This window comes from Micromonospora sp. NPDC049004 (genome assembly GCF_040649315.1).
Taxonomy (GTDB): Bacteria; Actinomycetota; Actinomycetes; order Mycobacteriales; family Micromonosporaceae; genus Micromonospora.
Genome location: NZ_JBEZFG010000011.1, coordinates 68460 through 81368 on the forward strand (window position 1 = coordinate 68460; position 12909 = coordinate 81368).

At 71.7% G+C, this 12909-nt stretch carries 10 protein-coding genes; 2 read left to right on the top strand and 8 right to left on the bottom strand.

The window, feature by feature from the left end:
* Positions 1–8 precede the first annotated feature (8 nt).
* A complete protein-coding gene (locus AB0B97_RS28295) occupies positions 9–584 on the top strand; it encodes a GNAT family N-acetyltransferase (RefSeq protein WP_357497920.1) in 576 nt (191 codons plus the stop codon).
* Between the two features lie 46 nt (positions 585–630).
* Here the strand turns inward: AB0B97_RS28295 and AB0B97_RS28300 are convergent, their stop codons facing one another.
* The 4 genes from AB0B97_RS28300 to AB0B97_RS28315 form a co-directional block, all read right to left on the bottom strand.
* Positions 631–1518 (bottom strand): carbohydrate ABC transporter permease, encoded by an 888-nt coding sequence (locus AB0B97_RS28300; RefSeq protein ID WP_234588278.1) that lies wholly within the window; start codon positions 1516–1518, stop codon positions 631–633.
* 1 nt (position 1519) lies between these two features.
* The gene (locus tag AB0B97_RS28305) at positions 1520–2641 is read right to left on the bottom strand and encodes a sugar ABC transporter permease (protein ID WP_357497923.1); all 1122 of its coding nucleotides are present in this window, start codon (positions 2639–2641) and stop codon (positions 1520–1522) included.
* A 75-nt stretch (positions 2642–2716) separates the two neighbouring features.
* Positions 2717–3967 (bottom strand): ABC transporter substrate-binding protein, encoded by a 1251-nt coding sequence (locus AB0B97_RS28310; protein ID WP_357497925.1) that lies wholly within the window; start codon positions 3965–3967, stop codon positions 2717–2719.
* 26 nt (positions 3968–3993) lie between these two features.
* Positions 3994–4983: a LacI family DNA-binding transcriptional regulator gene (locus tag AB0B97_RS28315; protein ID WP_357497927.1), complete on the bottom strand. Its 990-nt coding sequence runs from the start codon at positions 4981–4983 to the stop codon at positions 3994–3996.
* 110 nt (positions 4984–5093) lie between these two features.
* On the opposite strand from AB0B97_RS28315, the gene AB0B97_RS28320 reads away from it, so the two are divergent.
* Positions 5094–7238: a glycogen debranching N-terminal domain-containing protein gene (locus AB0B97_RS28320; protein WP_357497929.1), complete on the top strand. Its 2145-nt coding sequence runs from the start codon at positions 5094–5096 to the stop codon at positions 7236–7238.
* Between the two features lie 176 nt (positions 7239–7414).
* Here AB0B97_RS28320 and AB0B97_RS28325 read toward each other — a convergent pair whose 3' ends face one another.
* The 4 genes from AB0B97_RS28325 to AB0B97_RS28340 all read right to left on the bottom strand — a co-directional run bounded on the left by AB0B97_RS28325 (position 7415) and on the right by AB0B97_RS28340 (position 12788).
* A complete protein-coding gene (locus tag AB0B97_RS28325) occupies positions 7415–7885 on the bottom strand; it encodes a GNAT family N-acetyltransferase (protein ID WP_357497931.1) in 471 nt (156 codons plus the stop codon).
* 113 nt (positions 7886–7998) lie between these two features.
* Positions 7999–8751 (bottom strand): 4-hydroxy-tetrahydrodipicolinate reductase, encoded by a 753-nt coding sequence (dapB, locus tag AB0B97_RS28330; protein ID WP_357497933.1) that lies wholly within the window; start codon positions 8749–8751, stop codon positions 7999–8001.
* Between the two features lie 198 nt (positions 8752–8949).
* The gene (locus AB0B97_RS28335) at positions 8950–10347 is read right to left on the bottom strand and encodes a pitrilysin family protein (protein ID WP_234588264.1); all 1398 of its coding nucleotides are present in this window, start codon (positions 10345–10347) and stop codon (positions 8950–8952) included.
* Positions 10348–10394: 47 nt separating this feature from the next.
* Positions 10395–12788, bottom strand: a complete 2394-nt coding sequence (locus AB0B97_RS28340; protein WP_234588262.1) for a polyribonucleotide nucleotidyltransferase — start codon at positions 12786–12788, stop codon at positions 10395–10397.
* Positions 12789–12909 lie beyond the last annotated feature (121 nt).

Genomic DNA, 12909 nt, shown 5'->3' on the forward strand with positions numbered 1-12909 from the left:
CCCGTCCCATGGCTCTCGGGTACGTCCGCCCGGCGCGTCCCGAGGACGCCGGCGAGATCGCACGCATCCAGCTCGCGACCTGGCGGGTCGCGTACCGCCGGATCCTGCCTCGGCATGTGCTCGACAACCTGGACGAGGCGTTCCTCGCCAGGCGGTGGAGCGCCGCGGTGCTGGAGCCGCCCTCGGGCGCGCACCGGGTGCTGGTCGCCGTCGAACAGGCCGAGCAATCGTATCTGGTGGGGTTCGCCGCCTCCGGTCCGGCCGACGGCGAGGCGCTCGCCCCGGGTGAGCCGGCCGACGCGCTCGGCCCGGACGTGGCGGCGGTGACCGACCTGCTGGTCGAGCCGCGCTGGGGCCGGCGGGGGCACGGCAGCCGGCTGCTCGCCGCCGCCGTCGACCTGTGGCGCGAGGACGGCATGAGCCGGGCGGTAGCCTGGGCGTTCGACGGTGACGAGGCGACCCGCACGTTCCTCACCAGCACCGGTTGGGAGCCCGACGGGGCGGCCCGGGCGCTGGACGTCGACGACATGCTGGTGCCTCAGGTGCGCCTGCACGTGGCCGTTCCGCCGGAGAAGACCGACTGACCGACAGCGGCGGCCCCGACGCGAGGCCGCCACTGTCGGTCCGGGGTCAGCCCTTGTCCGCGCCGTCGTTGGCGTCGCGGACGAAGTAGCGCTGGAACACCACGAAGATGATCGCCACCGGGATGGTGGCGAGCAGCGCCGCGCCCAGCTTGAGCGGGTACTGGGTGCCGCTGCCCAGCGAGCCGCTGACCAGGTCGGCGAGGCCGCGCGGCAGGGTGAACAGGTCCGGGTCCTGCACCGACACGAGGCTGTGCGGGAACTCGTTCCAGGAGCCCTGGAACGACAGGATGGTCAGGGTGATCAGCGCCGGCTTCGCCATCGGCAGCACCACCGACCAGAAGGTGCGAAAGATGCTCGCCCCGTCGATGCGGGCGGCCTCCTCCACGCTCACCGGGATCGACTCGAAGAACTGCTTCATGATGAACACGCCGGCCGCGTCGGCCAGCAGCGGCACCACGAGGCCGGCGTAGCTGTTGTAGATGCCGAGCTGGTTGAGCACCAGGAACTTCGGGATCAGCAGCACCACGCCGGGCACCGCCATCACCGCGATGACCGCGGCGAACAGCCCGCCTCGACCGGCGAACCGCAGCCGGGCCAACGCGTACCCGGCGAGCGAGTCGAAGAACACCCGGCCGAGGGTCACCAGCACGGTGACCAGCAGCGAGTTGCCCAGCCAGAGCGGAAAGTTGGTGCCGGCGAAGATCCGCTCGAAACCGGCCAGGCTGAGCGGGTCCGGGAACGGCGAGAGCGGGTTCGCCGCCGCGTCGGGCTCGGTCTTGAACGAGCTCGCGATCTGGATGACGAACGGATAGAGGAACACCAGCCCGAAGAAGACAAGCGTGGCGTACCCCAGAAAGCGGGTGGCCAGGGTGCGGGCCGCGCGCTGGTCGCCGCGCGCGGGCGCCGCCGCCGGGCGGTCGGTCGACACGGCCATGTCAGGACCTCTCCGGTACGCGTCGACGCCGCCAGCCGCGGCGCGGCCGGTCGGTGTCCCGCTCGGCGAGCGCCCGGCGCTGGATCAGCGTGAGCACGATGATGATCAGGAACAGCACGAAGGAGATCGCCGCGCCGGAGCCGTAGTCGAAGTCGCGGAACGCGGTCCGGTACGACAGGTAGGCCGGGGTGAGGGTGGTCTTGGCCGGGTCGCCCTGGCTCATGACGTACACCTGGTCGAAGACCTGCCAGGAGCCGATCATGCCGAGGGTGAGCACCAGGAACGTGGTCGGCCGGATCATCGGCAGGGTCACGTGGCGGAACCGCTGCCAGGCCGAGGCTCCGTCGAGCGTGCTGGCCTCGTCCAGCGTCACCGGCACGTTCTGCAGGCCGGCCAGGAACATCAGCATGAACGTGCCGGAGGTGGTCCAGACGACCAACGTGATGATCGAGATCATCGCCACGCTGGGGCCGGCCAGCCAGTCCCACCAGGTCAGCCCGAACGGGCCGCCGTCGGTAAGGGCCGCCGGGGGTGAGTCGACGCCTACCGCGCCGAGGAGCAGGTGCAGCACGCCCCGGGAGTCGGCGAACCACTCCGGCCCGTCGATCCCGAAGAAGCCGAGCAGCGCGTTCACCGCGCCGGAGTTGGCGAAGAGGAACAGGAACACCACGCTGATCGCGACCGAGCTGGTGACCGAGGGAAAGTAGAACGCGCTGCGGAAGAAGCTCTTGCCCTTGAGCATCCGGTTGTTGACCACCAGCGCCAGCCCGAGCGCGAGCACGGTCTGGGCCGGCACCACTATCGCCACGTAGTAGATGTTGTTGCGGATGCTCGTCATGAAGTCGCGGCGGGCCAGCCCGTCCTCGGTGAACAACTGGGTGTAGTTGTGCGCGCCGACGAACGGGACGTCGCCGGTGAACGGGCTGCCCTGCCCGTTCCAGTCGGTCAGGCTGACCCAGAGCGCCATCAGGATCGGCAGCAGCAGGAACAGCCCCAGGATGACGATCACCGGCGCGACGAAGAGCCAGCCGGCGAGGTTCTCGTTGCCGCGTACGCCTCCGCGCCGTCGCCGAGGGCTCGTCCCGGGCGCGGTGGCCACGGCGGTCAGTGTCTCGGTTGCCATCTCCCCTCCCTCCTTGTCTCGGGCCGAAGGTGCGCGAGGGGGGCCCCGCTCGTCGTCGGGGCCCCCGCCGTCACCTCAGCTGCCGCCGAGCGCCGCCTTGGCGTTCTTGTCGAAGTTCTGCAGCACGGTCTTCGGGTCGCCGTTGGTCAGGCTCTGCAGACCCGTGTCGAGGTCCTTGAGGACGCTGTCCATCTTCGGCGCGTTCACCGGGCCCTGGGCGTACGCGGCGCCGTCGATGAACACCTTGTCGGCCGGGGAGGCCGCCGTGTACTGGTCGCGCACCGACTGCCGCGACGGCATGACACCTACCGCCTTCGCGAACGTCAGCTGCTGCTCACCGCTGGTCATCGCCTCGACGAACTTGATGGCCTGGTCCTTGTACTTGCTCTTCGCCGCGATGCCCCAGCACTGGGTGAAGGAGAGGGTGCCCTGACCCTTCGGGCCGGCCGGCAGCGCCACCACCTTGTACTTCACGTTCGGGAAGTCGTTCTGCAGGGCGCCCTTGATCCAGTTGCCCTCGATGGTCATGACGGCCTTGCCCTTGCCGAACGCCTCACCGGACCAGCCCGAGTCGAGCTGCTTCGGGTACTTCGCCAGGCCCGAGGTGAGCAGGGACTTGACGTACTGGAGGGCGGCCAGGTTCTCCGGGGTGTCGGCTGTCGGCTGCTTGCCGTCCTTGCTCAGCAGCCAGCCGCCGTTCTGCACGAGGAACGCGCCGATGCGGTCCCGGGTGTCGCCGAGGGCCAGGGCGACCTGCCCCTTCGCCTTGATCTTCTGGGCGGTAGCGGTGAGCTGGTCCCAGGTGGTCGGCACGTCGGCGTCGGTCAGCCCGGCCTTCGCCCACAGGTCCGTGTTGATCTGCAGGGCCAGGGTGGAGAAGTCCTTGGGCGCGCAGTAGAGCTTGCCGTCGTACGTGAAGGTGGTGCGCAGGCTCTCGTAGAAGTCGTCCGGGTTCGAGATCTTGTCGCCGTACGGCTCCAGCGCGCCGACACTCGCGTAGTCGGCGAACCGGGCCGCGTCCACGTAGAAGACGTCGGGCGGGGTGCCACCGGCGAGACCCTGGCCGAGCTGCTGGGTGAGGTCCTGCGCCGGGGTGACCGTTGCGGTGTTGCCGGAGCTGCTGGCCCACTTCGCCGCGGCGTCCTGCACGGCCTTGGTCTCGGCCTCGCCGGAGGATCCGATCAGGATCTGGAGGCTGGCCGGTCCGCTGGACTGGGTGGCGTCGCCGGACGAGTCGTCGAAGCCGCTGCCGCAGGCCGCGGACCCGAGAAGGGCGACGGCGGCGAGGCCGGCCACCGCCGCCCGGGTGAGGTGTCGAGGTGCCATGGGGTTCTCCTGGTGGGGGGATGGGACTACGCGGTGTGCCGAAGCGCCAGCGAGGGCTGGAGCAGCACGTGGGTGGGGGTCTCGTGGTTGCCGTCGAGGACTCCGGTGAGCAGGTCCACGCAGCGGGCGGCGGCCTCGCCGAGCGGTTGGCTGACGCTGGCCAGCCCCACCGCCGCGGCGACCGGCGTGTCGTCGAAGCCGATCACCGACACCGGTGGGTCGGTATCCCGGATGGCCTGGAGCGCGCCGAGAGCGAGCGAGTCGCTGGCGCAGACCACTGCGGTCGGCGCGTCGGCGGCCAGCAGGTCCCGCATCAGGCGTTCGCCCTCGGCGATGCCGTCCTCGGTCTCGCGGTGCAGCCCGGCCGGGTCGACACCGGCGGCGCGCAGCGCGTCCTGCCAGCCGGCCCGCCGGTCGTCGCCCACACCGGACCCGAGGGGCCAGCCGATGAACGCGATCCGCCGGTGCCCGGCGTCGAGCAGGTGCCGGGTCGCTGCGGCGGTGCCGGCGGCGCCGTCCACGTCGACCCAGGGGTGCGCGTCGAGCGCGTCCCACGGGCGGCCGAAGGTCACGAACGGCACGTCCCGGTCGGCGAGCCAGGCGGTACGCGGGTCGCCGTACTTGGTGCCGACGAGCACGAACGCGTCCAGCTCGTACGTGCCGAGCAGGTCGTCGTAGGTGGCGATCTCCCGATCGTCGTCGGTGGCGGTGTAGAGCAGCACCCGGTAGCCGGCGGCGTCGGCGGTCTCGGTGAGGCCGTGCAGGAAGCGGTCGAGAACGGAGCCGTTGATGCCGTCGCGGGTCGGCTCGATCCGGGCGGCGATGAGGCGGGACCGGCCGGTGCGCATCTGTCGGGCCGCCTGGTTGGCCCGGTAGCCGAGCGCGTTGATCGCGTCCTCGACCCGCTGGCGGGTCTCCTGCCGCACGATGTGCGGCGCGTTGAGCACGTTGGAGACCGTCTGCCGGCTTACTCGGGCGTGCCGGGCCACCGTCGCAATGGTTACCTTCTCGGGCACTTAATCCCTCTCGCCGTCTTGAACGATCCAATTCGGATAGTGCAGGATTAGATCGTTCAAAGTTTCTGGAATGTTTCGCACTTTGCACCGCCAGGGGCCGCGTTGTCAAGATGTCCGCCCCGCACCCCGAGATCTGGAGCCGCACCGTGATCGAACGCCAGCTGCAACCCCTCCTGCACGAGTTGGTGGGGGTGGTGCTCGCCCCGACCAGTGCGCTGGGGGACGCGACCGGGCAGATCCGCCCGACCGGCGTCCAGGGCGTCTTCCACGCCGACGCCCGCGTGCTCTCCCGGGCCGAACTGCGGGTCGACGACCAGGAGCTGGAGGGGCTGACCCGCGGCGCGGACGGCCCGCACGGCGTCCGCTTCGTGGCCCTGGCACGCTGGCTCGGCGATCCCACGCCCGACCCCACCGTCCGCGTCGACCGGCTCCGGCGGGCCACTCGCAACGGCCTCACCGAGGAGCTGCGGATCGTCTCCACCGCCACCGTCGGCGTACGGGCCACGGTGAGCGTCGACCTCGGCTGCGACCTGGCGCCCATCGAGGTGGTCAAGTCCGGCGGCGCGGCCGTGCCGCTGGAGGCCAAGACCGGCCAACCGGGCCTGCTCACCTGGTCGGCGGAGGGCATCACCGTCACCGTCACCGCGCCCGACGCCGACGTGCTCACCGCCGACGAACGGGCCACCGCGCCCCGACTGGCCTGGCCGATCGACCTGCCACCCGGAGGCGAGACGGTGCTGCGCTGGCAGGTGACCATCGACGACCCGCGCGCCGTCGTGATCGCCCCGGGCGGCGAACCGGAGTGGGCCCGACCCGAGGTGACCGCCGACGACCGGCGACTGGTCCGCTTCCTCGACCGCAGCCTGGACGACCTGCGCGGGCTACGCCTGGCCGAGACCGGCGCCGCCGGGGACGTCTTCCTCGGCGCCGGAGTGCCCTGGTTCCTGACCCTGTTCGGCCGGGACAGCCTCTGGGCGGCCCGGATGATGCTGCCGCTCGGCACCGACCTGGCCGCCGGCACCCTGCGCGTCCTCGCCCGTCGCCAGGGCACCCGCGTCGACCCGGCCACCGGGGAGGCCCCCGGCAAGATCCTGCACGAGCTGCGCGGGCAGGAGTTCGCGCTGCCCGGGAACGGGCTGCGCCTCCCGCCTGCCTACTACGGCACCGTCGACGCCACCATGCTCTGGGTCAACCTCCTGCACGACGCGTGGCGCTGGGGCCTGCCGACCGAGCAGATCGAGCCTCTGCTGCCCCACCTGGAGGCCGCCCTGCGCTGGCTCGGCGAGCACGCCGACCCCGACGGCGACGGCCTCGTCGAGTACGTCGACACCACCGGCCACGGGCTGTCCAACCAGGGCTGGAAGGACTCCGGCGACGCCGTACGGTTCCACGACGGCTCCCTGGCCACAGCGCCCATCGTGCTGGCCGAGGTGCAGGGGTACGCGCACGAGGCGGCGGTGAACGGCGCCGCCCTGCTGGACGCCTTCGGCCGCCCCGATGGGGACCGCTGGCGCGAGCACGCCGCCACGCTGGCCCGCCGGTTCCGGGACAGCTTCTGGGTCGACGGCCGGTACGGCCCGCAGCCCGCCCTGGCCCTCGACCGCGACAAGCGCCCCGTCGACTCGCTGACCAGCAACATCGGTCACCTGCTCGGCACCGGCCTGCTCACCGTCGAGGAGGAGAGCCAGGTCGCCCGCCTGCTCACCACCGACACGCTGGCCGGCGGCTTCGGACTACGGACGATGTCCACCGACGACGCCGGCTTCAGCCCGCTGTCGTACCACTGCGGTTCGATCTGGACCCACGACACAGCGATCGTGCTCGCCGGGCTGGCCCGCGGCGGGCACCGCGACGCCGCGCTCGGCCTGGCCGAGGGGCTGCTCGCGGCGGCCGAGGCGTTCGACTACCGGATGCCGGAGCTGTACGGCGGTGACGACCGGGCGCTGCTCGACCGCCCGGTGCCGTACCCGGCGGCGTGCCGGCCGCAGGCGTGGGCCGCGGCGGGTGCCGTGCTGCTGCTCCAGGCCGCGGCGGGCCTCTACCCCGATGTACCGGGCGAAACGGTCCGGCTGACCCCGCTGGCCGGCCCCGAACTGGGCGCCGTGCGCGCCGCCAACCTCCGCGTGGCCGGCAGACCGGTGACAGTCACGGTGAACCGCACCGGCGAAGCCACGATGACAGGCCACCCCACCCCCCTGAAGACCTCGACCCTCCCCACCCAACGCCACCCCAGAACCCCATCCAACCCCCGCTAACCCCCCGCCCTCGCCCCCGCCGCCGCCCCCGCCGCCGTCCCGTCGCCGTCCCCGTCGATCATGGAGTCGTGGTGGGCAGCAGCTCCACATGTGTCCCTTTTGCGGGGCACCACAACTCCATGATCGACGCCGGTCAGGCCGGGCCGGTCAGGCTGGGCCGGGTTTGGCGACGGGGGTCAGGGGGTTTGTTCGGCGATCAGCTCGTCGTCGTCCACGCCGCCCGTGGGGTGGAAGCCGAGGGAGGCGTACAGGGCCGCTGCCGGGGTGTTGTCCCGGTGGTACGAGAGGCGGACCGGGGGGTTGCCGTCTCGGGCCGCCAGCCAGGGCGCCAGCGTCTGCATGGTGGCCCGGCCGACGCCCCGGCCCTGCTCCGCGGCGTCGATCAGCATTCCGCCGATCCAGTGCGAGCCGTCGTCGTCCGCACCCCACATGACGTGGCCGACGACTGTCTCGTCGGCGTACACCGCGAGCGAGGTCCACACCTGCGAGCGGCTACTCAGCAGCAGGTACCGTGCGCCCAGCGCGGCCACGAACCGACGCTGGTCGTCGCGCGGGGCGACGTCGGCGACCGCCCGCCAGTTGTCGTCGTCCACCGGGCGCAGCGTCACTCTCCGCCCGACCCGATCCAGGTGTCCCGCATCGATCATCCGGCGGATGCTACCCGGACCCGCAACGCCTTCAGATCTTGGACAGTTTCCGTCAACGCGGAACGGAAAGTGTCCAAGATCTGCGCTGGCATCGGCGCGGACGAGCGGCCCGGTCAGTCGAGCAGGGCGTCCAGGCCGACGGTGAGGCCGGGGCGGTTGCGTACCGCGCGGACGGCCAGCAGCACGCCGGGCATGAAGGACACCCGGTCGTACGAGTCGTGGCGGATGGTCAACGTCTCGCCGGTGCCGCCGAACAGCACCTCCTGGTGCGCGACCAGGCCGGTGGCACGCACCGCGTGGACGCGTACCCCGTCGATGTCGGCGCCCCGCGCGCCCGGCACCTCGTCCTTTGTGGCGTCCGGCACCGGCCCGAGACCGGCCTCGGCGCGCGCCCGGGCGATCTGCCGGGCGGTGTGCGTGGCGGTGCCGCTCGGGGCGTCCAGCTTGCGCGGGTGGTGCTGCTCGATGATCTCGACGGACTCGAAGTGCCGGGCGGCCCGCGCGGCGAACTGCATCATCAGCACCGCGCCGATGCCGAAGTTCGGGGCGATGACCACGCCCACCCCGGGCTTGTCGGCGAGCCAGCCGCGTACCTGCTCCAGCCGCTGCTCGGTGAAGCCGGTCGTGCCGACGACCGCGCTGATGCCCTGCTCGATGCACCACTTCAGGTTGTCCATGACGACGTCCGGCGTGGTGAAGTCGACGACCACGTGGGCGCCGGAGACGGCGGAACGGCTGTCGCCCTGGTCGATCGACGCCGCCAGTTCGAGGTCGTCGGCGGCGTCGACCGCCTTGCAGACCTCGATGCCCATCCGGCCGCGGGCACCGAACACGCCGACGCGGGTCTTCTCCTGCTCGTCAGTCACGCGGCACAACCTATCCCAATCGGGACGCGCCACCACTGCCGGATCCGGTCCGCTCCACCGACCGGGACGTGCCCGGCCGTATGGACGACCGCCCTACAGACCACGGCCTTGCGGGCGACCGCCCTACCGACCACGGCTTTGCGAGCGACCGCCCAACAGACCACGGCACCGGGCGACCGGCCCTGCGAGCGACGGCCCTCAGGCGGAGAAGTCGCCCTTACCGAACGGGCCGACGACGGCCAGCGACATCGGCCGGCTGAGCAGCTCGGCGGCGAGGGTGTTCACGTCCTCGACGCTGACCTCGTCGACCCGGCGGAGCAGCTCGTCCACCGGCATCAGGTCGCTGTAGAGCAGCTCACCCTTGGCGAGCCTGCTCATCCGGGAGCCGGTGTCCTCCAGGCCGAGCACGAACGAGCCCTTGCTCATCCCCTTGCCCCGGGCCACCTCGGCCTCGGTCAACCCGTCGGCGGCCACCCGGGCCAGCTCGGCGCGGGTCAGGGCCAGCACCTCGTCCACCTTGCCCGGCGCGCAGCCGGCGTAGACGGCGAACAGGCCGCTGTCGGCGTACTGGCTGGCGTAGGAGTAGACCGAGTACGCCAGGCCGCGCTGCTCGCGGATCTCCTGGAAGAGGCGGCTGGACATGCCGCCACCGAGGACGTTGTTGAGCACCCCGAGGGCGAAACGCCGGTCGTCGGTGCGGTCGATGCCGGGGCAGCCCAGCAGGACGTGCGCCTGCTCGGTCTCCTTCGGCTCGACCAGGGTAGTGGCCGGCTTGGTGCGTACCGCCGGAGTGGCCGCGCGGTGTGCGGCCGGTGCGGCGGGGTCGCTGTCCAGTGGCGTGCCGCGCACGGCCTGCCGGACCAGCTTGACCACCGCGGCGTGGTCGAGGTTGCCGGCGGCGGCGATGACGATCTGCGGCGCGGTGTAGTGACCGCGGTAGAAGCTCTGGATCTGCCGCCGGGTCATCGGCGTGACGGTCTCCTCGGTGCCGGAGATCAGTCGGCCCAGCGGGTGGTCGCCGTAGACGGCCCGGGCGAAGAGGTCGTGCACCTCGTCACCGGGTTCGTCGTCGTGCATGGCGATCTCCTCCAGGATCACGCCACGCTCGGTCTCCACGTCGGCCGGCTCCAGCAGCGAGTCGGCGACCAGGTCGCACATCACGTCGATCGCCAGCGGCAGGTCCTCGTCCAGCACGCGGGCGTAGTAGCAGGTGTATTCCTTCGTGGTGAAGGCGTTCGTCTCGCCACCCACCGCCTCGATCTGCGAGGAGATCTCCAAGGCGGTGCGCTTGTGGGTGCCCTTGAAGAGCAGGTGCTCCAAGAAGTGCGCGGCACCGGCCTGCGGACGCGTCTCGTCCCGCGAACCGACCGCCACCCAGATGCCGAAGGACACGCTGCGCATCGCCGGGATCGCCTCGGTCAGCACGCGCAGGCCGCTGGGCAGCACGGTACGTCGTACCGTGCCGCCCAGCGGGTCGTCGCTGAGCGTCCGGGTCACCGCACGGGCGGCGCCGCCGGAGCGGCCCACCCCGGTGTCCCGAGACGGGGCCACCCCCCGTCGATCCGGTGGAAACGGCGCACTGAAGGCCCGACTCACGTGTTGCTCCCGGTTCGACGAGGGGTGGGTGTTGCAGGTGCTGGTGGTCAGCTGTGCCGGGTCCGGCGGCGCGGACGCTCGCCGCCCTCGCCACCACCCTCGCCGCCGCCGCCACCCTCGCCACGGTCACCGCGCTCCGGGCCACGCCCGCCCCGGTCGCCGCCACGCTCGCGGTCGCCCCGGTCACGCGGACCCCGGTCGCCCCGGTCCCGGCCGGAGGGACGGTCGCCACCGGCGGCCTCACCGGCGGCCGGCGCCTCGGCGCCCTCCGGGCGGACCTTGTCCAGGTAGATCTTGCCGCGGGCGTCGATGTCAGCGATCTCGACCTCGACCCGGTCACCGACGTTGAGGAAGTCCTCCACGCGCTCGACCCGCTTGCCGTCGCCCACCTTGGAGATGTGCAGCAGGCCGTCGCGGCCCGGCAGCAGCGAGATGAACGCCCCGAACGCGGCGGTCTTGACCACCGTGCCGAGGAACCGCTCGCCCTGCTTGGGCAGCGTCGGGTTGGCGATCCCGTTGATCCGGTCGACGGCAGCCTGGGCCGACGGGCCGTTGGTCGCGCCGACGTAGATCGTGCCGTCGTCCTCGATGGAGATCTCGGCGCCGGTCTCGTCCTGGATCGCGTTGATGGTCTGGCCCTTCGGGCCGATCACCATGCCGATCTTGTCGACCGGGATCTTGACGGTGGTGACCCGCGGCGCGTAGTCCGACATCTCGGCCGGAGCCTCGATGGCGGCCTTCATGACACCGAGGATGATCTGCCGGGCCTCGTTCGCCTGCTGCAACGCGGCGGCCAGCACGTCCGACGGGATGCCGTTGAGCTTGGTGTCGAGCTGCAGCGCGGTGACGAACTCCGGGGTGCCGGCGACCTTGAAGTCCATGTCACCGAACGCGTCCTCGGCGCCGAGGATGTCGGTAAGCGTAACGTACTGCGTCTTGCCGTCCACCTCGTCCGAGATGAGGCCCATGGCGATGCCGGCGACCGGCGCCTTCAGCGGGACACCCGCGGAGAGCAGGCCCAGCGTCGACGCGCAGACCGAACCCATCGAGGTGGAGCCGTTGGAGCCGAGCGCCTCGGAGACCTGTCGGATGGCGTACGGGAACTCCTCGCGCGACGGCAGCACCGGGATCAGCGCACGCTCGGCGAGAGCGCCGTGGCCGATCTCGCGCCGCTTCGGCGAGCCGACCCGGCCGGTCTCACCCGTCGAGTACGGCGGGAAGTTGTAGTTGTGCATGTAGCGCTTGCGGTTCTCCGGGGACAGCGTGTCCACCATCTGCTCCATGCGGAGCATGTTCAGCGTGGTGACACCCAGGATCTGGGTCTCGCCGCGCTCGAACAGCGCCGAACCGTGCACCCGGGGCAGCACGCCGACCTCGGCGGTCAGCGGCCGGATGTCGCGCGGGCCGCGGCCGTCCATGCGGACCTGCTCGCGCAGCACGCGGTTGCGCACCTCGGACTTGGTCAGCGAGCGGAAGGCGGCGCTGAGCTCCTTCTCCCGACCCTCGAACCGAGCGCCCAACTCCTCGGCGACCCGGGCCTTGACCCGGTCCAGGGCTTCCTCGCGGTCGGCCTTGCCGGCGATGGTGATCGCCTCGGCCACGTCGGCGCGGGCCAGGTCGGCGACCGCGTCGTACACGTCGTCCTGGTAGTCCAGGAAGACGGGGAACTCGGTGACCGGCTTGGCGGCAACCTCGGCCAGCTCGCTCTGCGCGCGGCACAGCTCGCGGATCGCCGGCTTGGCGGCCTCCAGGCCGCTGGCGACGATCTCCTCGGTCGGGGCGGTGGCGCCGGCCGAGATGAGGGCGACGGCGTTCGGGGTGGCCTCGGCCTCGACCATCATGATCGCGACGTCGCCGTCGTCGAGGGTGCGGCCGGCCACGACCATGTCGAAGGTGGCGCGGGCCAGCTCCTCCAGGGTCGGGAAGGCGACCCACTGGCCGTCGATGTGCGCGACCCGGGTCGCGCCGATCGGGCCGGAGAACGGCAGGCCGGAGAGCTTGGTCGACATCGAGGCCGCGTTGATGGCCACCACGTCGTACGGGTGCTGCGGGTCGAGCGCGAGGATGGTCTCGACGACCTGGACCTCGTTGCGCAGGCCCTTCACGAAGGACGGGCGCAGCGGCCGGTCGATCAGGCGGCAGGTGAGGATCGCGTCCTCGCTGGGCCGACCCTCACGGCGGAAGAACGAGCCGGGGATCCGGCCCGCGGCGTACATCCGCTCCTCGACGTCGACGGTCAGCGGGAAGAAGTCGAACTGCTCCTTCGGGTGCTTACCGGCGGTGGTGGCGGAGAGAACCACCGTCTCGCCCAGCTGGGCGATGACGGAACCGGCGGCCTGGCGAGCCAGCCGACCGGTGGAGAAGGTGATCTCGCGGGTGCCGAAGGACCCGTTGTCGATCACGGCGGTGCGGGATTCGGTGCCGAGTTTGGTCTCGGTCATGTGCTGTCGTGCTCCTTCGCGTCGTGGGCCCGCGACGTCGGGGAGCTGCTCAGCCGGCCGGTCTTCGATCGAAGCGCCCGGGTGCCGGCGTGCTGCCGGGTTCCCGGGGGCCACTACCGGA

Excerpts from the sequence above, each read along its gene's own strand:
- AB0B97_RS28300 (WP_234588278.1), bottom strand. The coding sequence starts at position 1,518 with ATGGCCGTGTCGACCGACCGCCCGGCGGCGGCGCCCGCGCGCGGCGAC.
- AB0B97_RS28310 (WP_357497925.1), bottom strand. The coding sequence starts at position 3,967 with ATGGCACCTCGACACCTCACCCGGGCGGCGGTGGCCGGCCTCGCCGCC.
- AB0B97_RS28325 (WP_357497931.1), bottom strand. The coding sequence starts at position 7,885 with ATGATCGATGCGGGACACCTGGATCGGGTCGGGCGGAGAGTGACGCTG.
- AB0B97_RS28340 (WP_234588262.1), bottom strand. The coding sequence starts at position 12,788 with ATGACCGAGACCAAACTCGGCACCGAATCCCGCACCGCCGTGATCGAC.
- AB0B97_RS28320 (WP_357497929.1), top strand. The coding sequence starts at position 5,094 with ATGTCCGCCCCGCACCCCGAGATCTGGAGCCGCACCGTGATCGAACGC.
- AB0B97_RS28295 (WP_357497920.1), top strand. The coding sequence starts at position 9 with ATGGCTCTCGGGTACGTCCGCCCGGCGCGTCCCGAGGACGCCGGCGAG.
- AB0B97_RS28305 (WP_357497923.1), bottom strand. The coding sequence starts at position 2,641 with ATGGCAACCGAGACACTGACCGCCGTGGCCACCGCGCCCGGGACGAGC.